Raw genomic sequence first — 22,723 nt, 5'->3', positions numbered from 1 at the left:
GTCGTTATGCCTCGCTGAGGGTATAGCCGGGGCCGAGCCCGGCGCGTGTCGTGGCGTCAGCCATGCCCCAGCGCCAGGCGCTGGGCGCGCGGTGACAGCTCGCGCAGCGCGCGCCGGTAGACCTCGCGCTTGAAGGGCACCACCTGGCCCAGCGGGTACCAGTAGCTGACCCAGCGCCAGCCGTCGAACTCCGGTTTGGCCGCACCGCCATCCATGCTGATGCGGGTCTCGCCACAGCGGATCCTGAGCAGGAACCACTTCTGCTTCTGGCCGATGCACACCGGCCGGGAACGGGTTCTTACCATGCGGCGCGGTAGGCGGTAGCGCAACCAGCCTCGGGTACAGGCAAGCACCTCGACGTCATCGGCCGTCAGGCCGACCTCCTCGTAGAGTTCGCGAAACAGTGCCTGTTGCGGTGTCTCGTTCGCCTTGATGCCTCCCTGGGGAAACTGCCACGCATTCTGCCCTACCCGACGCGCCCATAGCAGTTGCCCTTCGTCGTTGGCGAGAATGATGCCAACGTTGGGGCGAAAGCCATCTGCGTCGATCACGGACTTCACCTTATGAATCCAGTCTTCACTGCATTCTTCCACAAGGCCGTGAAACGTATCAATACACCAATGGGGCCATGCTCGTAGGGGCCGGGCGGTTCTGCCATAATCCCGGGCTCGACGCGACAACGATACCGACGCGCCCCAACCCGCGACGCGCGCCCGACAACCAAGAGGAAAGCCGTGAGCCTCGCCATCTTCGACCTGGACAACACCCTGCTCTCCATCGACAGCGACCACGCCTGGGGGGAGTTCCTGCTCGAGCAGGGCGCCGTGGACCCGGTGGCCTACAAGGAAGCCAACGACCGCTTCATGGCCGACTACGAGGCCGGCACCCTGGACATGAACGAATTCCTGGCGGTGGCGCTCAAGCCTCTGGCCGACAACTCTCCTGCACAGCTGGCGGCCTGGCACCAGCAGTTCATGGCCAGCAAGATCGAGCCGCACATCCTGCCCCGCGGCGAAGAGCTGATCGCCCGCCACCGGGCCAGCGGCGACACCCTGCTGATCGTTACCGCCACCAACCGTTTCATCACCGGCCCCATCGCCGAGCGCCTGGGCATCGACGAGCTGATCGCCGTGGAACCGGAGATGGTCGACGGGCGCTACACCGGCCGGGTCAGCGGCGTACCGAGCTTTCGTGAAGGCAAGGTGACGCGCCTGGAGCAGTGGCTCGAGCAACGCGAACTCTCCCTGCACGGCGCCTGGTTCTACAGCGATTCCCACAACGACCTGCCGCTGCTGGAGCTCGTCGACCACCCGGTGGCCGTGGACCCGGACGACTCGCTTCGCCAGGCCGCCGAGCAGCGCGACTGGCGGATCATCAGCCTGCGGGACTGAGCCGGCCCGGCTTCGCCGGAAGCTCGAAGCTCGAAGCTCGAAGCCATAAGAAAACCCCGCCAGGAGTCGCCTGAGCGGGGTTTTCTGTTTTTCCTTCCAGGCGCGCAGCGCCGCTCTTCAAGCTTCAGGCTTAGAGCTTAGCCAAGCAGATGCTCCACCGCGGCACGCTCTTCGCGCAGCTCGTTCTCGGTGGCGGTCATGCGCTCGCGGCTGAAGTCGTCGACCGCCAGGTCCTGCACGATCTCGTACTTGCCGTCCTTGCACACCACCGGGTAGGAATACATGATGCCCGGCTCGATGCCGTAGCTGCCGTCGGCCGGGATGCCCATGCTGACGATGCCGTCGCTGCCCAGCGCCCAGTCACGCATGTGGTCGATGGCCGCGGACGCCGCGGAGGCGGCGGAAGAGGCACCGCGGGCCTTGATGATGGCCGCGCCGCGCTGCTGCACGGTGGGGATGAAGTCGTTCTCGTACCAGTCGCGCTCGACCAGCTCCAGGGCCGGCTTGCCGTCGACCTTGCAGTGGGCCAGATCCGGATACTGGGTGGCGCTGTGGTTGCCCCACACGATCATCGACTCGACGTCGGTGCTGTGCTTGCCGGTCTTCTGGGCCAGCTGGGTCAGGGCGCGGTTGTGGTCCAGACGCATCATGGCGGTGAACTGGCCGGCATCGAGGTCCGGCGCGTTGCAGGACGCGATCAGGGCATTGGTGTTGGCCGGGTTGCCCACCACCAGCACACGCACGTCGCGGCTGGCGACGTCGTTCAGGGCCTTGCCCTGGGCAGAGAAGATGGCGGCGTTGGCTTCCAGCAGGTCCTTGCGCTCCATGCCCGGACCGCGCGGACGGGCGCCGACCAGCAGGGCGAAATCGGCATCCTTGAAGGCGACGTTGGGGTCGTCGGAGGCGACGATGTCCTGCACCAGCGGGAAGGCGCAGTCGTTGAGTTCCATCACCACACCGTTGAGCGCGTCCATGGCCGGCGTGATCTCGAGCAGCTGCAGGATGACCGGCTGGTCCTTGCCGAGCATGTCGCCGGAGGCGATGCGGAACGCCAGGGAGTAGCTGATCTGGCCGGCAGCGCCGGTAATGGCAATACGGACGGGGTCTTTCATCGTGGCTCCTTCGGTTGTCGCCGTGAGGATCGGCCGGGGCGCCTGAGCGGCCCGGCCAGGATCAAAACCGAGGGAAATGGTATGCCTGCGCTGCACAAAACTCAATTCGACGTGCGACGCACTCGCAGGAGGCCAGGATCAGGCGCCGCTGGAGGCGCGAACCTCGGGGGCGTGTGCCGCGTGCAGTCGGGCGATCAGGCGGTCCTCCAGGGAGAAGCGCTCGCCGAGCCCCTTGGACAGGCGATCCAGCCAGGCCGGCAGCCGCGTCAGATAATGCTGGCAGCGGACCGGCGTGGCGTAGTCCTCGTCGAAGGCCAGCACCAGCTCGGTGGACATCTCGAGACGCTCGAGCAGGCGATCGGCGAGTTCGAGGGCGCCGCCGTCCTCGAAGGCCTCGGCCTCGGCCTTGAGCTGGGGGTAGATCTCGAAGTGCCCGGCGCTGATGTAGTCCATCAGCAGCTCGCTGAAGGCATCGATGCGTGGCTTGGTGATCTCCTCCAGGTCGGCGTCACAGGCCGCCTTGAGCTCGTCGAAGTGCGCCAGTAGCGTGCGCCGCTCGCCGAGCCAGCGATCGATCAGCCTGTGAACGCCTCCCCAGCGCTCCTGCGCGCTCTTGCAGTCTTCCAGCATGGTGCTTCCCTCGCTCGATGAATCCGACCTCGGACACCCAACCGCCCGGTGGAGACTCAGAGTCCTCCCTGGGGGCGGGCGCTGTCAATCCTGCGGCGCATCCTCCGACCAACGATAGCCGGTGCGCGACCGGCAGGCACGCCACAGCAGCCCCAGCGGCACCACCGCCAGCATCACGAAGCCGATCAGCGTCCAGCCCGGCAGCGACAGCCCCAGGAAGCGCGCGCTGATCTCGGCACACTCGCCGGAGGCGTTGAGCACCATGGACACCACCTGCTGCAGGGGCAGCACCTCCATCATGTAGTCGAGGCCGGGGCCGCAGCTCGGCACCTCGTCGGCGGGCAGCGACTGCAGCCACAGGTGACGCCAGGCCAGGCCGATGCCGGTGCCCACCGCCCCCAGCGACAGCAACCCGTAGAGCGCCCCACCGAGGCGCCCTTTCGGGTCGTGCAGTGCCGCCACGGCGAACACCACACCGGCGGCGATCACCGCCACCCGCTGGAAGATGCACAGCGGGCAGGGCTCTAGCCCACCGAGGTGCTCGAGGCCCAGGGCCACCGCCATCATCATCACGCAGAAGGCCAGGCCCACCAGGCTCCAGCCGCGCACGCGCGCCTCGCGCATCGCATCGATCATGCTGCACCCCCCGAACGCAGCGGGCTGAAGGCGCGAGACTCACGCGCCCGGGCGAAGTAGTCGGCCAGGAAGTCGGCGAAGGGTTCGACGTCGGCGGCCTCGATGTCGCCCTGCTGCTGATGGGAGGTCTCCACCAGCTGGTCGAACAGCGCCTCGCGGGCGCGCTCGATGGGCTCCTCCCGCAGGCGCTCGCCCTGCTCGCCGGCCAGCGCCAGGATCGCCTCCACGAACTCCTCGCCGCCGGTTTCCAGGCGCTCGAGCATCCGCCCGGACGGCGTCAGCGACGGATCCTCGAGGCGTGGCGCCAGTGCCGCCAGGGCGGCGGCGTGGGGCGCACCCTCCTCGAGACGATCCAGCAGCGCGGCGATCTCGCCGAGCCCCTTGAAGATATCGCCGCCCCAGTCGGCGATGGAGCGCTTGGCGCCATGGTGATCGAGGCGCAGCTCGGGATCGCGCCCGCGGGACACCACCAGGCGGCGGTTGAAGTCCAGGTGCTCGCACTCCTCGTCGGAGATCCAGGGGCTCTCGGTGAGCAGGCACCACAGCAGGAAGACGTCGATGAAACGGCTCTGGTGGGCGTCGATGCCGAGCGGATCGAAGGGGTTGAGGTCGAGGCAGCGCACCTCGATGTACTCCACGCCGCGGGCCTCCAGCGCCTGGCTGGGCGTCTCGTCGTGGCGCGCCACCCGCTTGGGCCGGATGTCGCTGTAGTACTCGTTCTCGATCTGCAGGATGTTGGCATTGAGCTGGCGCCACTCGTCGTCCACGCGCACGCCGCGGGCCTCATAGTCCGGCCAGGGCGTGAAGATAGCGTGGCGCAGGGTGTTGACGTAGTTCGACAGCGAGTTGAAGCAGATCTTGAGCTGCTCCTGCACCTTGTTCTGGTAGCCCAGGTCGGACATGCGCAGGCTGGTGGCGTAGCGCGAGACCAGCGTCTGGTCAGCGTGGGGCTCGAGCCCCTCCGGCACCCGACCGTCGGGCAGGAAGCTGCGGTCCACCGCCGGCGAGGCGCCGAACAGGTACAGCAGCAGCCAGCTGTGGCGGCGGAAGTTGCGGATCAGCGCGAAATAGCGCGCCGAGCGATAGTCCTGTATCGCCGTCTCGCCCTCGCCGTCGAGTTCGCGCAGCAGCGCGAACAGGTCGTCGGGCAGCGAGACGTTGTAGTGCACCCCGGCGATCGCCTGCATGATGCGCCCGTAGCGCACGTCCAGGCCGCGGCGATAGACGTGTTTCATGCGACCCACGTTGGAGTCGCCGTAGTCGGCGATCGGCACGCTGTCGTTGCCGTCGAGCCGGGCCGGCATGCTGGCCGGCCAGATCCGCTCCTCGCCCAGCTGGCGATAGCTGAAGCGATGCAGGTCGGCGAGGAAATCCAGGGCGTCTTCCGGGCGGCTGTAGACCGGGGTGATGTACTCCAGCAGCGCTTCGGAATAGTCGGTGGTGATGTGCGGATGGGTGAGCTTGGAGCCCAGCGCCCGGGGATGCGGGCTCTGAGCGATGCGCCCCGCGCCGTCGACGCGCAGCCCTTCCTTCTCGATACCGCGGCGCAGACGACCGAAACGCCCCTGGTCGGCCAGCCGGCCGAGGCGCTCGATGTGGGGGGAAAGCGATTCGGACAAGGTGATCACCCCGTGTCGGGGACGCCGATGCCGGCGTCCCGGTGGACGTTTCGGGCGCCGCGGCACCCGCAAAGACCTCAGATTATGGTGCCGAAACTCGGCGATTCAAGGTAAGCCGGCTAATCGATCGCCCGGCCTACTGCCCCTTCTTGGCCTTGAGCAGCGCCGCGCCCAGGGCACCGAGCTGGCCGTCGTTCTGGCCGCCGCCCTGCTGGCCCTTGCCGCCCTGGGCCTTGCTACCCTGACCTTGGCCTCGACCGCCGCCCTTGCGTGGGGCCTTCTGGCCCTGGCGCTCGCCGCCGCGCCGGGTCGGCTGGCCGTCTTCGCCGGGCTGGTCGTCGAGGCGCATGGAGAGCCCGACGCGGGCGCGCTCGAGATCCACGCTCATCACCTTGACCTTGACGATGTCGCCGGCCTTGACCACCGAGCGCGGATCCTCGACGAACGTGTCGGACAGCGCCGAGATGTGCACCAGGCCGTCCTGGTGCACGCCGATGTCGACGAAGGCGCCGAAGTGGGTGACGTTGGTGACGCTGCCCTCGAGCACCATCCCGGGCTCCAGGTCCTTGAGCGTCTCGACGCCCTCGCGGAACTCGGCCGCCTTGAACTCGGGACGCGGGTCGCGACCCGGCTTGTCGAGCTCCTTGAGGATATCGCTGACGGTGGGCACGCCGAAGCGCTCGTCGGCGAAGTCGGCGGGCTTGAGGGCCTTGAGGGTCGCGCTGTCGCCGATCAGCCCGCCCAGCTCGCGCTGGCTTTGCTTGGCGATGCGCTCGACCAGCGGGTAGGCCTCGGGGTGCACGGCACTGGCATCCAGCGGATTGTCGCCGCCCATGATGCGCAGGAAGCCGGCGCACTGCTCGAAGGTCTTCGGCCCCAGGCGGCTGACGTCGAGCAGCTGCTTGCGGCTGGCGAAGGCTCCCTCGGCGTCGCGACGGGCGACGATGTTCTCGGCCAGCCCCGCGTTGAGGCCGGCCACCCGCGACAGCAGCGCGCTGGAGGCGGTGTTGAGATCGACGCCCACGGCGTTGACGCAGTCCTCGATCACCGCCTCCAGGCTGCGCGACAGCTGCACCTGGGAGACGTCGTGCTGGTACTGACCGACGCCGATCGACTTGGGCTCGATCTTGACCAGCTCGGCCAGCGGGTCCTGCAGCCGACGGGCGATGGAGACCGCACCGCGGATGGTCACGTCGAGCTCGGGCAGCTCCCGGGCGGCGTATTCCGAGGCCGAGTACACCGAGGCGCCGGCTTCGCTGACCATCACCTTGGACAGCCGCTTCTGACTGGCCCCGGTGCTTGAAGAGAGGGCCTTGACCAGGTCGCCCGCCAGTTTGTCGGTCTCGCGGCTGGCGGTGCCGTTGCCCACCGCCACCAGGGTCACGTCGTGCTTGTTCACCAGCCGTGCCAGCGCGGCCAGCGACTCGTCCCACTGGTTGCGCGGGGCATGGGGGAAGATGGTGGCGTGCTCGAGGAAACGCCCGGTGGCGTCGACCACCGCGACCTTGCAGCCGGTACGCAGGCCCGGGTCGATGGCCAGCGTCGCCTTCTGGCCCGCCGGTGCGGCCAGCAGCAGATCCTTGAGGTTGGCGGCGAACACCTCGATGGCCTCGAGCTCGGCGCGCTCGCGCAGCCGGCCCATCAGCTCGGTCTCGAGATGGGTGTAGAGCTTGACGCGCCAGGTCCAGCGCACCACCTCGGCCAGCCAGCGATCGGCGGGACGGCCGCGGTCGGCGATCTCGAAGTGCCTGGCGATCGCCACCTGGGCCGGATGCAGCGGGGCCTCGTCCTCGCCGGGCAGGCGCAGGGTCAGCGCCAGCACGCCCTCGTTGCGGCCGCGGAACATCGCCAGCGCCCGATGCGATGGCACCTTGGCCAGCGGCTCGTCGTGCTCGAAGTAGTCGGAAAACTTGGCGCCCTCCTGCTCCTTGCCGGCGATCAGCCGCGAGGAGAGCTCGCCGTCGCTCCACAGCCGTTCGCGGAGACGGCCGACCAGCTCGGCCTCCTCGGCGAAGCGCTCCATCAGGATCTGCTTGGCGCCGTCCAGGGCGGCCTTGGCGTCCTCGATGGCCGGGATGTCGCCATCGGCGGCACGCAGGTAGCGGGCGGCTTCGGCCTCGGGGTCGAGCGTGGGATCGGCCAGCAGCGCATCCGCCAGCGGCTCGAGGCCGGCCTCGCGGGCGATCTGCGCCTTGGTGCGACGCTTCTTGCGATACGGCAGGTAGAGGTCTTCCAGACGCTGCTTGGTATCGGCGGCGCGAATGCTGGCGGTCAGCTCGGGCGTCAGCTTGCCCTGCTCGTCGATGCTGGCCAGCACCGCCTCGCGGCGCTCCTCCAGCTCGCGCAGATAGCCCAGCCGCTCGTGCAGCTGGCGCAGCTGGGTGTCATCCAGCCCGCCGGTGACTTCCTTGCGATAGCGGGCGATGAAGGGCACGGTGGCGCCGCCGTCGAGCAGTTCCACGGTGGCCGAAACCTGAGGGCCGCGAACGCCGAGTTCCTCGGCGAGACGATCGATGATCTTGGCTTGTGCGTCCATGTAATCCTTGGCAATCCGGGACAGACGATCGCGACAAGGTATCACACCCCCGGCGGCGCCGGGAGGCGCAGGCGCCTGTGGGCTGCCTAGCCGCTGGTGGCGGGCACGAAGCGCAGCGCCAGGCCGTTGTTGCACCAGCGCAGCCCGGTGGGCTCGGGACCGTCCTCGAACACGTGGCCCTGGTGGCCGCCGCAGCGGGCGCAGTGGTACTCGGTGCGCGGAATCAGCATCACCAGGTCGAGCTCGGTGAGCAGATGCCCTTCCACATGGGTGAAGAAGCTCGGCCAGCCGGTGCCGGAGTCGTACTTCATGTCGCTGGTGAACAGCAGCAGATCGCACCCGGCGCAGCGGTACTCGCCGTCACGGGTCTCCTTGTCCAGCGGGCTCGAGAAGGCCCGCTCGGTACCGGCCTCGCGCAGGATCTCGAAGCGAGCCTCGGACAGCCGCTCGCGCCACTCGGCCTCGCTGAGCGCGAGCGGCTCGATGCCCGGAGCACGCGCGAGATCGAGCTTGGGCCGCGCCGAGACCAGCCCCGGCATCGCGCCGGCCAGGCCGCCGATCCCCAGCAACCCGAGAAAGATGCGTCGTTTCATGATGCGCCTCCGTTGATGCGAGATGGCCCTTGGTCGGCCCCATCACGACATCCTTACCTTCCCGACGGATTCTCTGCCGAAAAAACGAGAGGGAGCCGCCGGATGGCGCCTCCCTCTGGGACCCGACACCGAGGCGCCGGTTCATCGAACGATCGGGCCGGGCCGCGTTCGGCCGGGCCGCGTTCGGCCGGGCCGCGTTAGGCGGATCGCGGCCCGGCCTCGACGATCGCCGGGCTCACGCCCTCGAACTTGCGGAAGTTGTCGACGAAGCGCGCGACCAGGTCGTCGCGGCGGCGGTCGTAGGCGGCCTTGTCGACCCAGGTCTCGCGCGGGTCGAGCAGCGTGGCGTCCACGCCGGGCACGGCGGTGGGCACGTCGAGATTGAGACCCTCGAGTCGGCGGGTCTCCACGCCGCGCAGCGCCCCGCTCTGGATCGCCTCGACGATGGCCCGGGTGGTGGGAATCGAGAAGCGCTCGCCGCCCTCGCCGTAGGCGCCGCCGGTCCAGCCGGTGTTGACCAGGTAGACCTGAGCCTCCTGTTCGGCCACGCGCTTGACCAGCAGATCGGCGTAGACCCGGGCCGGCCGCGGGAAGAACGGCGCGCCGAAGCAGGTCGAGAAGGTCGCTTCCAGGCCCTCGGAGGCGCCCATCTCGGTGGAGCCCACCTTGGCGGTGTAGCCGGACAGGAAGTGGTAGGCCGCGGCCTCCTTGGAAAGCACAGAGACCGGCGGCAGCACGCCGCTCATGTCGCAGGTCAGGAAGACGATGGCGCTGGGCTCGCCGGCGCGGTTCTCGGCGACGCGCTTGTCGATGTGCTCGAGCGGATAGGCGGCGCGGGAGTTCTGGGTCAGGCGATCGTCGGTGTAATCCGGCACGCGGTGCTCGTCGAGCACCACGTTCTCCAGCACAGTGCCGAAGCGGATGGCGTTCCAGATCACCGGCTCGTTCTTCGCCGAGAGGTCGATGCACTTGGCGTAGCAGCCGCCCTCGATGTTGAACACGGTGCCCGGTCCCCAGCCGTGCTCGTCGTCGCCGATCAGGTAGCGCGACGGGTCGGCGGAGAGGGTCGTCTTGCCGGTGCCGGAGAGGCCGAAGAACAGCGTGGTCTCGCCGTTCTCGCCGACGTTGGCACTGCAGTGCATGGGCAGCACGTCGGCCTCGGGCAGCAGGAAGTTCTGCACCGAGAACATGGCCTTCTTCATCTCGCCGGCGTAGCGCATGCCGGCGATCAGCACCCGCCGGCCGGCGAAGTCGAGAATCACGCAGCCTTCGGAGTTCGTGCCGTCCCGTGCCGGATCGCATTCGAAGCCAGGCGCATTGAGGATGCGCCACTCGGGCTTCGACGAGGGATTGAAGGCCTCGGGGCGCACGAACAGGGTACGGCCGAAGAGGTTGTGCCAGGCGGTCTCGGTGGTCACCCGAACCGGCTGGTAGTGAGCCGGATCACTGCCCACATGGAGCTCGGAGACGTAGCGCTCGCCGTCGGCCAGGAAGGCCTCGACGCGCGTCCACAGCGTCTCGAACCGCTCGGCGTCGAAGGGCCGGTTGACGCTGCCCCAGTCGATCTCGCCCCGGGTCGAGGGCTCGTCGACGATGAAGCGGTCACTGGGTGAACGTCCGGTGCGCGCGCCGGTATTGACCACCAGCGCCCCCTGGGCGGACAGGCGGCCCTCGCCGGCCGCCAGCGCCCGCTCGATCAGCTCGGCGCGGGACAGGTTGAGGTGGGTGGTCGCGTGTCGTGTCGTTGTCATGTGGCAGTTCCTGGGCCTCGAGGCCGTTCTCTCTCGTTTGCCGGGCGTCCGCGATGCGGTCTCGACCCATCCCCGGTGGCCGCATGCGGTTGACCGTCTTGTGAGGCGACGACCGGAACGCGGATGAGTCCGGGGAGTATGGCAAACAAGTCGAGCGGCAGGAAATGCCGTCAGATCAACGACTTTCTCGTAACTTTACTAGCACACCGGCGCCGGCTCAGTGGACGGTGGGAGGCGGACCCTCGGGGTCCTCGAGCATCGCTTCCACCTCGGCGAGGGTGAACTCGTAGCGGGTGTGGCAGAAGTGGCACTGGGTGGCGATGCCGCCCTGCTCGGCGAGGATGTCGCGCAGCTCGGCGCTGCCCAGCGACAGCAGGGCGCCGGCGATGCGTTCGCGGGAGCAGGTGCAGGCGAAACGCAGTGCCTTGGGGTCGAAGACCCGCACGGTCTCCTCGTGATAGAGGCGATGCAGCAGTTCGCGCTGCTCCACCTCGAGCAGCTCGGCGTCGGTGAGGGTCGAGGCCAGGTGAACGGTGCGCTCCCAGGCGTCATCGTCCTGATTCTGCGCCTCGTCGGGCAGGCGCTGGAGCAGCAGGCCGGCGGCGCGCTGACCGTCGTCGGCCAGCCACAGGCGAGTCGGCAGCTGCTCGGACTGGGCGAAGTAGTCCTCCAGGCAGCCGGCCAGGCTGTCGCGGGTCAGCGCCACGATGCCCTGGTAGCGATGGCCCTCGCGCGGGTCCAGGGTGATGGTCACCTTGCCCTCGCCGACCAGCTCGGTGAAGCTCGCGTCCTCGGCGGGGATCGCCGCCTCCTCGTCGAGCCGGGCGATGGCGCGCAGTTCGCCGCCCGGGTTGGACTCGGCCATCAGCAGCGACAGCGGGCCGTCGCCGCGCACCTCGATGCTCATGGTGCCGTCGAGCTTGACGGTCTCGGTGAGCAGGGCCACCGCGGCCAGCAGTTCGCCCAGCTGGCGGGTCACCGCCGGCGGATACTCGTGGCGCTCCATGACCTCGGCGTGCGCCTCCTGGAGGGTGACGATCTCGCCGCGGACATTGGTCTCCTCGAAGAGGAAACGCTGAATCTGATCACTCATGATGCTTGCCTGATCGTAATGAAATCGGGAATACGGAATGAAGGTTGGACGGGGCACGACACTGGAGCGAAGAAGACGCGCCCTGCGCGTCTTCCCTCTCTGGCGACCCCGGTGTCTCGCGCCGCTCGGCTCAGTCGCCACGCATGAAGCGCTTGATCTCGCGTCGCTGCTTCTTGTCGGGGCGCTTGAGCGGATGCTGCATGGCCTGGTTGGCCTGGCGACGGCTCTCGGCTTCCTTGGTCCGGCGCGCCTGGCTCTCCGCGGTCTCCTGGTAGAGCTCGCGGGCCTCCGGGGCACCACGGCGCTGCTCGGACAGCGCCACCACCTCGACCTCCCAGGTGTCCCAGCCCTGGGGCACGCGGATCAGGGCGCCGACTTCCACGGTCTTGCTGGTCTTGGCGCGGCCGCCGTTGTAATGGACCTTGCCACCCTCGATGGCCTTCTTGGCCAGCGCCCGGGTCTTGAAGAAGCGCGCCGCCCATAGCCACTTGTCGAGACGCACGCCGCTCATGCGTTCTCCTCGTCGTCGGGCCGCTCCTCGGGCAGGATGGCGGCGAAGCGGTCCAGGGCGATGAATTCCTCGAGCGCCTTCTCGGGTCGCCGGCTGTCGGGCTGCTTGATGCCCAGCAGGTGGCGGATGCCGTACTCGCGGGCGCTCTCCAGCACCGCCGCGTTGTCGTCGATGAACAGCGTGCGGGCCGGGTCGAAGGGCTCGACCTCCTGCAGCGAGAACCAGAATTCCTGGGCCTCCTTGGGCACGCCGAGGTCGGCGGAGGAGACGATGGCGTCCAGGTAGTCCTCGAGCCCGGTGAGCGGCAGCTTCAGCGCCAGGCTCTCGCGGTCGGCGTTGGTGGCCAGCACCACGCGCGGATGGGCGCGCTTCAGCCAGCGCAGGAAGTCCAGGGCGTCGCTGCGCAGGCCGATCAGGTGCTGAACCTCGCGCTTGAGCGCCAGGATGTCGACGTCCAGCTCGCGGCTCCAGTAGGCCAGGCTGTACCAGTTGAGCGTGCCCTGTTCGCGCAGGATCCGCGCGCGGATCGCCTCCTGGCTCGCCTCGTCGAGCCGATGCAGCTCCACGTAGCGGCGCGGAAGGTGCTCCAGCCAGAAGTGGCTGTCGAAGTGCAGGTCCAGCAGGGTGCCGTCCATGTCGAGAAGGACGGTATCGATGGCACGCCAGTCGATCATGGGACTCCTTAGGGATGGACGCCTTTCGGGCGGGTCGGCGGCGGTGCGGTGACGTCCGCCAGGGGAAAGACGTGGTAGTGTACCCAAACGATGCCGAGGACGCATTCCAGCGCCCGACCGCTCCGGGCTATCGCCCCGATTGGCGGGATTGATCGGACGCCCGCGACCGGCATCCCAAGGGCACGACAGACGCCGAACGACCGGAGATCCCATGACCGACGACCATGCCCCCCACAAGCCGCACGTCCTGGCCCGGCGCAGCGTCGCCCGCAGCCGGCTGTTCAACATCGAGGAGATGGAGCTGCGCTTTTCCAACGGCGCCGAGCGCACCTTCGAGCGGCTGGGCGGCACCGGACGCGGCGTCGGCGCGGTGATGATCGTAGCCATGCCCGATCCCGAGCACGTGCTGCTGATCCGCGAGTACGCCGCCGGTGTCGAGGACTACGCCCTGACCCTGCCCAAGGGGCTGGTGGATCCCGGCGAGGACATCGTCACCGCCGCCAATCGCGAGCTGATGGAGGAATGCGGCTTCGGCGCCCATCGCCTGGAGCCGCTGGTGGAACTGACCCTGGCGCCGAACTACATGCGTCACCGCATGCAGGTGATGCTGGCCACGGACCTCTACCCCAGGCGCCTGCCCGGCGACGAGCCGGAGCCGCTGATCGTCGAGACCCACGCCATCGACGAGATCGGCGCGCTGCTGACCCGGGAGGACTTCCACGAGGCCCGCGCCATCGCGGCCCTCTACATCGCCCGGGACAAGATGCGGGCCGAGAACGCCAGCCCCTCGATCTGGTAGGCCCGACCGAAAAACGCCGCTTCCCCGACCCACGGGGAAGCGGCGAGCATGTGAGCCCTGGTCGTGTCAGCCCCTGGCGTCTCAGCCCTTGGCGTGCAGCCGGCGCGGCAGGCTGCCACCCTCCTTGAGCTTGACCCAGCGCCCCTGGCGATAGCTGTCCAGCCCCGCCTCGAGCAGACTCATCACGTCCAGCGCCTCGTCGACGCTCACCGGCGGCGGCGTGCCGCGCAGCAGGGTACGGGCGATGGCGTCGTAGTAGGCACGGTAATCGCCCGGCACGGCCTCGACCTCGTGATGGACGAGCTCGACCGCGTCGCCCTCCCCTTCGTTCAGCGTCAGCCGTCCCGGCGACGGATCGACGCCCCAGGCCGGCTGCGGAATCTCGCCGGCCTTGAGCCAGTCCTCCTGCGGGTCCAGGCCGTACTTCACGAAACTGCCACGGGTGCCGTTGACCCGCCAGCGCGGCGTGGGCTCGGCCACCAGGGCACTGGCCTTGAGGGTCACGCGCAGCCGGTCGTATTCGAGCACCGCCTGGAAGTCATCGTCGATCTCGGCGCCGTCGCGCAGGCTGGCGAGTTCCAGCAGGATGGCCCGAGGCATGCCGAACAGCGACCGGGCCTGGTCGAGCAGGTGCGGGCCCAGGTCGAACCAGATGCCGCTGCCGGGACGATGCTGCTCGCGCCAGCGGTCGGGCACCGTCGGTCGGAAGCGGTCGAAGCGCGATTCCACCTCGACCACCCGACCCAGGCGTTGCTCGTCGAGCAAGCCCTTGAGGGTCAGGAGGTCGCTGTCCCAGCGACGGTTGTGGAAGACGCTGAGCAGGCGCTCGGCGCCGTCGGCCAGGCTCTTGAGCTGACGCGCCTCGGCCAGCGACACGGCGAAGGGCTTGTCGAGCACCACGTGCTTGCCCTTGGCCAGCGCCGCCTTGGCCAGTGGAAAGTGGGTCTCGTTGGGCGTGGCGATGACCACCAGGTCGATGTCGGGATCGGCGAACAGCGAGGCCGACTTGGCATGCACCGCCACTTCGGGATAGACCGCCTGGACCCGTTCCGCGTCGCTGGAGACCACGGCGGTGAGCTCGAGGCCCGGTGCGGTCTGGATCAAGGGCGCATGGAAGGTGCGTCCGGCCATGCCGAAACCGATCAGGCCGACGTTGAGGGTCTGGGTCTTCATTGCAAGGCTTCCCTGCTGGATCGAATCGTTATCTGGGTGATGGTCGCGCGTGGAAGGGAAATCGGCCCCGGCCGATGCCGGGGCCTTCGGCTCAGTCGAGCTTGGTCAGGTCGCGCACCGCACCCTTGTCGGCGGAGGTGGCCAGCAGCGCATAGGCCTTGAGCGCCGCCGAGACCTTGCGCACGCGCTGGATGCTCGGCTTCCAGGCATCGCGGCCGCGGGCTTCCTCGGCGCGGCGACGCTCGGCGAGCTCCTCGTCGGAGAGCTTCACGTCGATGGTCCGGTTGGGAATGTCGATGCGGATGATATCGCCGCTCCGGACCAGGCCGATGGCGCCACCGGCGGCGGCTTCCGGGGAGGCGTGGCCGATCGACAGGCCCGAGGTGCCGCCGGAAAAGCGGCCGTCGGTGAGCAGCGCGCAGGCCTTGCCCAGGCCCTTCGACTTCAGGTACGAGGTCGGGTAGAGCATCTCCTGCATGCCCGGGCCGCCCTTCGGCCCCTCGTAGCGGATCACCACCACGTCGCCTTCCTTCACCTTGTCGTCGAGGATGTGCTCCACCGCCTGGTCCTGGGATTCGACCACGTGGGCCGGGCCCTCGAAGACCAGGATCGACTCGTCGACGCCGGCGGACTTCACCACGCAGCCGTCGAGGGCGATGTTGCCCTTGAGCACGGCCAACCCGCCCTCCTGCGAGAAGGCATGCGCCAGGTCGCGGATGCAGCCGGTGGCGCGGTCGCCGTCGAGGCTCGGCCAGCGCGCGCTCTGGGAGAACGCGGTCTGGGTCGGGACGCCGCCGGGGCCGGCCTTGTAGAACTCGACCGTCTCGGCGCTCGGCGAGCGCATGATGTCCCATTCCTCGAGGGCCTGGGCCAGGCTGTCGCCGTAGACGGTGGGCACCCGGGTATCCAGCACGCCGGCGCGGTCCAGCTCGCCGAGGATCGCCATGATGCCGCCGGCGCGGTGCACGTCCTCGATGTGGTACTTCTGGGTGTTCGGCGCCACCTTGCACAGCTGCGGCACCTCGCGGGACAGGCGATCGATGTCGTCCATGTCGAAGTCGATGCCGGCTTCCTGGGCCGCGGCCAGCAGGTGCAGGATGGTGTTGGTGGAACCGCCCATGGCGATGTCCAGGGTCATGGCGTTCTTGAACGCCGGCTTGGCGCCGATGGCGCGCGGCAGCAGATGCGCCTCGTCGCCCTCGTAGTAGCGCTTGGCCAGCTCGACGATGCGATGGCCGGCGGTCTCGAACAGCCGGCGGCGGTCGCCGTGAGTGGCCAGCAGGGTGCCGTTGCCCGGCAGCGCCAGGCCCAGCGCCTCGGTCAGGCAGTTCATGGAGTTGGCGGTGAACATGCCGGAGCAGCTGCCGCAGGTCGGACAGGCGCTGCGCTCGACCTCGCTCAGGGTCTCGTCGTCCACCGAGTCGTCGGCGGCCATGACCATGGCGTCGACCAGGTCGAGGCCGTGGTCCAAGAGCTTGGTCTTGCCGGCCTCCATGGGGCCGCCGGAGACGAATATCACCGGGATGTTGAGGCGCATGGCGGCCATCAGCATTCCGGGGGTGATCTTGTCGCAGTTGGAGATGCACACCAGGGCGTCGGCGCAGTGGCCGTTGACCATGTACTCGACGCTGTCGGCGATGATGTCGCGGCTCGGCAACGAGTAGAGCATGCCGTCATGGCCCATGGCGATGCCGTCGTCGACGGCGATGGTGTTGAATTCCTTGGCCACCCCGCCGGCCTTCTCGATCTCGCGAGCCACCAGCTGGCCCATGTCCTTGAGGTGGACGTGGCCGGGCACGAACTGGGTGAAGGAGTTGGCCACCGCGATGATCGGCTTGTGGAAGTCGTCGTCCTTCATGCCGGTGGCGCGCCACAGGGCGCGGGCACCGGCCATGTTGCGGCCGGCGGTGGTGGTGCGGGAGCGATACTCGGGCATGGTGTCCTCTTGATATGCTGCTGCCGTCCGTGGCCTCGCGCGCACGATCGCAATGAGCTCGCGCGACGCGTCGGCGAGGTCCCGGGCGGTCTTGGTGTCCAGTGATCCGATTCTGTCATGCCCCCGGGCGACAGGCCAGCGCCACGCCCCTCCAGCCGGCCCCTGACGGCTAGTCGCCGACCGCCACCAGCCGCCCGCCTTCGAGCCGGCAGCGGCGGTCGGCCAGGGCCTCGATGTCGTCGCGGTCGTGGCTGACCAGCAGCACCGCCACGCCGGCCGCCTTCTGACGACGCACCAGCGCCCACAGCCCGCGCCGGGTGGCGTCGTCGAGCCCGGTGAAGGGCTCGTCGAGCAGCAGCAGCGGCGCGCCCCGCAGCAGCGCACGCAGCAGTGCCACCCGCTGGCGCTGGCCGCCGGAGAGCTCGTCGGGCAGCCGGTCGTGGAGCCCCTCGAGCCCGACCTCGGCCAGCCCCTCGCGGATACGCCGTTTCTGCTCGCGAGTGAGCTTCATGTCCGGCGCCAGGCCGAGGCCCACGTTGAGCCACACCGGCAGGTGATCGAACAGGTTGTGCTCCTGGAAGACGGTGGTGATGCCGCGCTCCCAGGGCGGCCGCGCCAGCAGGTCCTCCCCCGTCCAGTCGAGCCGCCCGCCGCCGGGCTCGAGGAAGCCGGCCAGCAACGCCAGCAGCGTGCTCTTGCCGGACCCCGACGGCCCCTCCACCGACAGGCATTCCCCCGGCGCGAGCCGGAAGGCAAAGCGGAAGTCCGGCGTCTCGCCCGGATCGCAGCGCGTGTAGTGGAAGGTCAGGTCATGGCAGTCGAGCATCGGGGCGTCCTTGCGGCGAAGCGGCCCGCCAGCGGTGGCGCGGCGGGTGTCGGGTCAGGCGGTCGAGGGCGGCGAACACCAGCGCCACCAGGGCCAGCAGCAGCAGCGCGGTAGCCGCCGCGCCCTGCCAGCGGTAGCCGCCCAGCTGCTGGAACAGCAGCATCGGCAGGGTCGGCGCCGCGGGGCTGCCGAACAGCGCGATGACGCTGAAGTCGCCGAGCGACAGCGTCATCGCGTAGGCCAGCGCCAGGGCCAGCGGGCGGCGCAGCCGCGGCCACTGCAGCCAGCGCAGCCGGGCCATGCCGCGCACCCCGAGCTGGTCGGCCAGCCGCCGCTCCGGCGCCGAGAGGCCCGGCAGCGCACCGCGGATCACCTGCATGGCGAAGGGCAGCGCCATGAAGGCATTGACCAGCACCACCAGGGCATAGCCCTCCCAGCCGCTGCCGAGCCGCGGGCGCAGCAGCAGGAACAGGCCGGTGCCGAACACCAGCGCCGGAATCACCAGGATCAGCTGGCCGCCGCCCTCCATCAGCGCGGCGGCAAGCGGCCGCCGCCGGTCGCGCAGCCACTGGCGCCCGGCGAGCAGCGCCACGGCCAGCGCCAGCGAACCGAGCCCGGCGGCGAATGCCATCGAGAGACTGCGCAGCGCCGCCGGCCAGAGGCTCGCGCCGCGGGGCATCTCCGGCAGGCCGAGCACGCCGGCCACCAGCACCGCCACCAGCGGCGGCAACAGCAGCGCGACCAGCCCGATGAGCCAGAAGGCATCGGTGAGGCGCGAGAGCCCCTGAGCGTCGCGGCGCCACCAGCGCCCGGCAGGTCGGCCGGGGCGCCCGCCCACCGCCAGCGACGGCGTGCCGCCGCGGGACAGCGCGACGAGCCACAGCGTCAGGCAGATCGCCAGCTGGGTCAGCGCCAGCAGCGCCGCCAGGGCCAGGTCATGGTCGAACTTCATGGCCTGGTAGAGCGCCACTTCCAGAGTCGAGGACGCCGGCCCGCCGCCCAGGGTCATGACGATGGCGAAGCTGGTGAAGCACAGCGTGAACACCAGCGCGGCGAGACGCGGCAGCAGCGGTGCCAGCCGCGGCCACTCCAGCGCCCGCCACAGCACGCCGCGAGACAGCCCCAGCTGGCCGGCCAGCCGCCACTGGGCCGGCGACGCCTCCTCGAGAGCCTGCAGCATCAGCCGCGCGGCCAGCGGCAGGTTGTAGAAGACGTGGGCCAGCACGATGCCGGAGAGGCCGTAGAGATAGTCGTCGGGCAGCCCGCCCAACCAATCGCTCAGCGGCGCCAGCCAGCCGCGCCGGCCGTGTACGGCGACCAGCCCGAACAGCGCGATCAGGCTCGGGATCACCAGCGACAGCTCCATGGCCCGCAGCAGCAGGCGCCGGCCGAGGAAGCGCGGCCGCCGGGCCAGCGCCAGGGCCACGGGAATCGCCAGGCCGATCGACAGCAGCGTGGAGAGGCTGGCCTGCCACAGGGTGAAGCGCAGCACGGCGGCCAGCCACGGCTCCTGCCACAGCATCGCCGGATGCAGCTCGCGGGCCTGCCACAGGAGCGCGCCGAGGCTGCCGAGGCCTAACCCCGCCACCGCGACGAGCGCCACGATGCCGGCTCCCAGGGGCCAGCGCGAATGCGTGGCCCAGCGCGTGATCGGGCTCATCGGGCGGCGGCGTTGCGCCACTCGCGGATCCACTCGCGGCGATGGGCCTGCACCGCTTCGGGCGTGAAGGTCAGGCTCTCGGGGGCGATCAGCCGCTCATAGACCTCGGGCAGCTCATCGCCGAGGTCGATGGCCGGATGCATGACGTTGCCCAGCGGAATATGGCGCTGGAAGTCCGGCGTCAGCATGAAGGCCAGGAACTCGCGAGCGAGCGCGGGATGCTCGCTGGTCGCCACCCGGGCGGCCGTTTCCACCTGCAGGTAGTGGCCGTCGTCGAATTCGGCGGCCTGGTAGCGGTCGGTGCCCTCGACGGCCATGTGATAGGCCGGCGAGGTGGCGTAGGAGAGCACCATCGGCGCCTCGCCGTTCATGAACAGCGAGAAGTAGGCCTGGCTCCAGCCGCTGGTGACGGTCAGCACGCGCTCGTTGAGGCGCGCCCATATCTCCGGCGCCCGCTCGCCGTAGACCTTCTTGATCCACAGCAAGAGCCCCAAGCCGGTGACGCTGGTGCGCGGGTCCTGGAGGATCACCTTGACGTCGTCCGGGGCGTCGAGCAGTTCCTCGAAGCTCCCGGGCGGCGTCTCGAGCCGCTCGGTGTCGTAGACGAAGGCGAAGTGGCCCCAGTCGTAGGGCAGGAAGGTGTCGTCGCTCCAGTCGATGGGCAGGTCGAGGGCGCCGGTGTCGACGCCGTGGGGCGCCAGCAGGTCCAGCGCGCGGGCCTCGGCCATCAGGTTCATGTCCAGCCCCAGCACCACGTCGGCGGCGGTGTCCTGCCCCTCGAGACGCAGCCGCTGGAGGATGTCGACGCCGCCGGGCAAGGCGACGAACGCGAGATCGCAGCCGCAGCGGGCCTCGAAGGCCTCCTCGATGCCGGGCCCCGGCCCCCACTCGGAGACGAAGGAGTCGTAGGTATAGACGGTGAGGGTCTCGCCGGCCTGAACGGAGCCGGCGACCAGCAGCGCGGCCAGCGAGGCACCGACGACCTGAACCTTGGGAGCCATGGACATTCCTGTTGTTCGAGAAGTGGGAAGCGAAGAGTGAGGGGTCGGACACGAAAACGCGCCCGCCATTATGCCATCGGCGGGCGCGTTACGGAGGGATAGGGCGGTAGGTAATGCAATGCTTTCCTGACAATCGGGAAAGCGCCGATTTATGTCGCGAGCGAAGAGAGGCTGGCCGCCGCCGGAGCGCAGCTACCGGAGTGTAGCCTGCTACATGAGGATAGCGACGGTTCGACGCCTCGACACCGCCGGCGGCCAGGATATCGAGCGCAGCAATAAATCGGTGTTTTCCTCAGCCGAAAACGACCTTCGCCACATCCCGATAATGCCCCGCGAAGTGCACCGTGACGTCCTCCTTGAGGTAGTCCGGCAGCTCCTCGTAGTCGCGGCGGTTGGCCTCGGGCAGGATCACCTCGAAGATCTCGCTGCGCCGAGCGGCGATCACCTTCTCGCGGATGCCGCCCACCGGCAGCACGTGGCCGGTCAGGGTCAGCTCGCCGGTCATCGCCAGCGGCCGGTCGATGGGCCGGTGCTTGGCCAGCGACAGCAGCGCGGTGGTCATGGTCACGCCGGCCGAGGGGCCGTCCTTGGGCGTAGCGCCCTCCGGCACGTGCAGATGCACGAAGGCGGAGTCGAAGAAGTCCGGGTCGGCGCCGTACTCGCCGAGATGACCCAGCGCGTAGCTGTAGGCGATGTTGGCGGACTCCTTCATCACGTCGCCAAGCTGGCCGGTCAGCTTGAAGCCGCGATCCAGGGCGTGCACCTTGCCGGCCTCCACCGACAGGGTCGCGCCGCCCATGGCGGTCCAGGCCAGCCCCGTGACAACGCCCTCGCCCTTCATCACCTTCTCCTTGCGGAAGGTGGGCGCACCGAGGAACTCCTCGAGATTCTTCACCGAGACCTTGACCGTCTGCTGGTCGTTCTCGAGCAGCTTGACCGCGGACTTGCGCACGATGCGGTGCAGCTGCTTCTCGAGCTGGCGTACCCCGGCCTCGCGGGCGTAGCCCTCGATCACCTGACGCAGCGCGGCGTCGGTGAGATTCAAGCGCTTCTTGGGGATGCGATCGCGCTCGAGCAGCTTGGGCCACAGGTGATGCTTGGCGATGGCCATCTTCTCCTGGGCGATGTAGCCGGAGAGGCGAATCTGCTCCATGCGGTCGAGCAGCGCCGCCGGGATCGAGTCCAGGGTATTGGCAGTGCACACGAACAGCACCTTGGACAGGTCCAGCCGCACGTCCAGGTAGTGGTCCAGGAAGTCGACGTTCTGCTCCGGGTCGAGCACCTCGAGCAGCGCCGAGGCCGGGTCGCCCTGGAACGACTGTCCGAGCTTGTCGATCTCGTCGAGCATGATCACCGGGTTCTCGACGCCGACCTCCTTGATCGCCTGCACCAGCTTACCGGGCATGGCGCCGACGTAGGTGCGGCGGTGGCCCTTGATCTCGGCTTCGTCGCGCATGCCGCCCACCGAGAAGCGATAGAACTCGCGGCCCAGCGCCTCGGCGATGGAGCGCCCCACGGAGGTCTTGCCGACGCCCGGCGGGCCCACCAGCAGCAGGATGGAGCCGCCGACGTCGCCCTTGAAGGTGCCCTCGGCGAGGAACTCGACGATGCGCTCCTTCACGTCCGTGAGGCCGTCGTGGTCGCGGTCGAGCACTTCCCGGGCGTGGCCCAGGTCGAGCTGGTCGTCGCTGGTCAGGCCCCAGGGCAGCGAGGTCAGCCAGTCCAGGTAGTGGCGGGTGGTGCCGTACTCCGGCGAGCCGGTCTCCAGCACCGAGAGCTTGTCGAGCTCGTCGTCGATGCGCTCCTGCACGCGCTCGGGCACCGCCTTGTCCTCGAGGCGGGCGCGGAAGGTGTCGACGTCGTTCTCGCGATCGTCCTTGGAGATACCCAGCTCACGCTGGATGATCTTGAGTTGCTCGCGCAGGAAGAACTCCCGCTGGCGCTCCTGCATCTGGGCGTTGACCTGCTCGCTGATCTCGCTCTGCAGCCGGGCGACGTCGATCTCCTTGCGCAGCAGCGGCAGCACCTTCTGCATGCGCTCCATCACCGGCAGCGACTCCAGCACGTCCTGCAGCTCCGGCCCCTTGGCCGAGGTGATGGCGGCGGCGAAGTCGGTCAGCGGGCCCGGCTCGTGGGGGCTGAAGCGGTTGAGGTAGTGCTTGAGCTCCTCGCCGTAGAGCGGGTTGATCGGCAGCAGCTCCTTGATGCCGTTGATCAGCGCCATGGCGTAGGCGCGGGTCTCCTCGTCCTCGGCGTCCACCGGCTCGCGGGGATAGCTGACCTCGACCAGGTAGGGCGGCTCCTTGGACAGCCAGCGCTGGATGCGGAAGCGGCGCATGCCCTGGGCGATGAACTGCAGCTGGGAGTCCTCGCCCTGGAGCTTGTGCACCTTGACCGCGGTGCCCATCTCGGGGAAGTCGCCGGGGCTCAGGTCCTCGACGCCGGCCTCGCCGACGAAGGCCAGGCCCACCATGTGGTGCGGCGTGTTGCCGACCCGACCGATGGTGTCCTCCCAGCGCTCGCGGTTGATCACCAGGGGCTGGACCTGGGCGGGGAAGAAGGGACGATTGTGGATCGGCAGCAGGTAGAGCCGCTCGGGCAGGGTATCGCTGGCCGGCACCACCGCGTGGCCGGCGCCCTCGTCGAGGTCCAGCTCGTCATCCGTGTCGGCCTGGACCCATTCCAGGCCGTCCTGTTCGTAGCGCTGATCGTCTTCGCTCATGCGTACCTCATCCTGAAGGGACGGGACATCTCGACCCGTGATGTTTCCGCAATGCGGGCG

Annotated in this window: 19 protein-coding genes; 2 read left to right on the top strand and 17 right to left on the bottom strand. The window is 69.0% G+C overall.

The window, feature by feature from the left end:
* Nucleotides 1–56 precede the first annotated feature (56 nt).
* Entirely contained in the window at nt 57–551 is a 495-nt protein-coding gene (locus tag UN84_RS02865) for an RNA pyrophosphohydrolase (protein ID WP_035594262.1), read from the bottom strand.
* A gap of 183 nt (nt 552–734) precedes the next feature.
* Here UN84_RS02865 and UN84_RS02860 point away from each other — a divergent pair, with 183 nt between their 5' ends.
* Entirely contained in the window at nt 735–1,391 is a 657-nt protein-coding gene (locus UN84_RS02860) for an HAD family hydrolase (RefSeq protein ID WP_035594203.1), read from the top strand.
* Nucleotides 1,392–1,528: 137 nt separating this feature from the next.
* Here the strand turns inward: UN84_RS02860 and UN84_RS02855 are convergent, their stop codons facing one another.
* The 10 genes from UN84_RS02855 to yrfG form a co-directional block, all read right to left on the bottom strand.
* Nucleotides 1,529–2,503 carry a malate dehydrogenase gene (locus UN84_RS02855; protein WP_046079203.1) on the bottom strand — a complete coding sequence of 325 codons (975 nt, stop codon included), beginning with the start codon at nt 2,501–2,503 and terminating at the stop codon, nt 1,529–1,531.
* A 138-nt stretch (nt 2,504–2,641) separates the two neighbouring features.
* Nucleotides 2,642–3,133 (bottom strand): sigma D regulator, encoded by a 492-nt coding sequence (rsd, locus tag UN84_RS02850; RefSeq protein WP_035594197.1) that lies wholly within the window; start codon nt 3,131–3,133, stop codon nt 2,642–2,644.
* Between the two features lie 84 nt (nt 3,134–3,217).
* A complete protein-coding gene (locus tag UN84_RS02845) occupies nt 3,218–3,769 on the bottom strand; it encodes a disulfide bond formation protein B (RefSeq protein WP_152662861.1) in 552 nt (183 codons plus the stop codon).
* A complete protein-coding gene (gshA, locus tag UN84_RS02840) occupies nt 3,766–5,397 on the bottom strand; it encodes a glutamate--cysteine ligase (protein ID WP_046079205.1) in 1,632 nt (543 codons plus the stop codon). Before gshA ends, UN84_RS02845 begins: the two co-directional genes overlap by 4 nt.
* A 127-nt stretch (nt 5,398–5,524) precedes the next feature.
* Nucleotides 5,525–7,924 carry a Tex family protein gene (locus tag UN84_RS02835; RefSeq protein ID WP_046079206.1) on the bottom strand — a complete coding sequence of 800 codons (2,400 nt, stop codon included), beginning with the start codon at nt 7,922–7,924 and terminating at the stop codon, nt 5,525–5,527.
* Nucleotides 7,925–8,010: 86 nt separating this feature from the next.
* Nucleotides 8,011–8,517: a peptide-methionine (R)-S-oxide reductase MsrB gene (gene msrB, locus UN84_RS02830; RefSeq protein WP_046079207.1), complete on the bottom strand. Its 507-nt coding sequence runs from the start codon at nt 8,515–8,517 to the stop codon at nt 8,011–8,013.
* A gap of 197 nt (nt 8,518–8,714) precedes the next feature.
* Nucleotides 8,715–10,268, bottom strand: coding sequence for a phosphoenolpyruvate carboxykinase (locus UN84_RS02825; RefSeq protein WP_046079208.1), 1,554 nt, complete (start codon nt 10,266–10,268; stop codon nt 8,715–8,717).
* A 217-nt stretch (nt 10,269–10,485) separates the two neighbouring features.
* Entirely contained in the window at nt 10,486–11,361 is an 876-nt protein-coding gene (gene hslO, locus UN84_RS02820) for an Hsp33 family molecular chaperone HslO (protein ID WP_046079209.1), read from the bottom strand.
* A 130-nt stretch (nt 11,362–11,491) separates the two neighbouring features.
* On the bottom strand, nt 11,492–11,872 hold the full coding sequence (gene hslR / locus UN84_RS02815; protein WP_035594179.1) for a ribosome-associated heat shock protein Hsp15: 381 nt from the start codon (nt 11,870–11,872) through the stop codon (nt 11,492–11,494).
* A complete protein-coding gene (gene yrfG, locus UN84_RS02810; RefSeq protein WP_046079210.1) occupies nt 11,869–12,546 on the bottom strand; it encodes a GMP/IMP nucleotidase in 678 nt (225 codons plus the stop codon). The genes hslR and yrfG overlap by 4 nt, the downstream gene beginning before the upstream one ends.
* 211 nt (nt 12,547–12,757) lie before the next feature.
* On the opposite strand from yrfG, the gene nudE reads away from it, so the two are divergent.
* Nucleotides 12,758–13,345 (top strand): ADP compounds hydrolase NudE, encoded by a 588-nt coding sequence (nudE, locus tag UN84_RS02805; protein ID WP_046079211.1) that lies wholly within the window; start codon nt 12,758–12,760, stop codon nt 13,343–13,345.
* An 81-nt stretch (nt 13,346–13,426) separates the two neighbouring features.
* Here the strand turns inward: nudE and UN84_RS02800 are convergent, their stop codons facing one another.
* The 6 genes from UN84_RS02800 to lon form a co-directional block, all read right to left on the bottom strand.
* Nucleotides 13,427–14,518 carry an oxidoreductase gene (locus UN84_RS02800; RefSeq protein ID WP_046079212.1) on the bottom strand — a complete coding sequence of 364 codons (1,092 nt, stop codon included), beginning with the start codon at nt 14,516–14,518 and terminating at the stop codon, nt 13,427–13,429.
* A 91-nt stretch (nt 14,519–14,609) separates the two neighbouring features.
* The gene (gene ilvD / locus UN84_RS02795; protein WP_046079213.1) at nt 14,610–16,454 is read right to left on the bottom strand and encodes a dihydroxy-acid dehydratase; all 1,845 of its coding nucleotides are present in this window, start codon (nt 16,452–16,454) and stop codon (nt 14,610–14,612) included.
* Between the two features lie 169 nt (nt 16,455–16,623).
* Nucleotides 16,624–17,280, bottom strand: coding sequence for an ATP-binding cassette domain-containing protein (locus UN84_RS02790; protein ID WP_046079214.1), 657 nt, complete (start codon nt 17,278–17,280; stop codon nt 16,624–16,626).
* Nucleotides 17,264–18,883 carry a thiamine/thiamine pyrophosphate ABC transporter permease gene (gene thiP / locus UN84_RS02785; RefSeq protein ID WP_202020708.1) on the bottom strand — a complete coding sequence of 540 codons (1,620 nt, stop codon included), beginning with the start codon at nt 18,881–18,883 and terminating at the stop codon, nt 17,264–17,266. The genes UN84_RS02790 and thiP overlap by 17 nt, the downstream gene beginning before the upstream one ends.
* A gap of 53 nt (nt 18,884–18,936) precedes the next feature.
* Complete coding sequence (thiB, locus tag UN84_RS02780) at nt 18,937–19,941, bottom strand: thiamine ABC transporter substrate binding subunit (protein WP_046079215.1); 1,005 nt, start codon at nt 19,939–19,941, stop codon at nt 18,937–18,939.
* A gap of 292 nt (nt 19,942–20,233) precedes the next feature.
* Nucleotides 20,234–22,663, bottom strand: a complete 2,430-nt coding sequence (gene lon, locus UN84_RS02775; RefSeq protein ID WP_046079216.1) for an endopeptidase La — start codon at nt 22,661–22,663, stop codon at nt 20,234–20,236.
* Nucleotides 22,664–22,723: the final 60 nt, after the last annotated feature.

Origin of the sequence: Halomonas sp. HG01, from assembly GCF_000968715.2 — a bacterium.
Taxonomy (GTDB): Bacteria; Pseudomonadota; Gammaproteobacteria; order Pseudomonadales; family Halomonadaceae; genus Halomonas; species Halomonas halophila.
The sequence above is the reverse complement of the archived record's forward strand: the minus strand, read 5'-3'. Positions and strand labels throughout refer to the sequence as shown.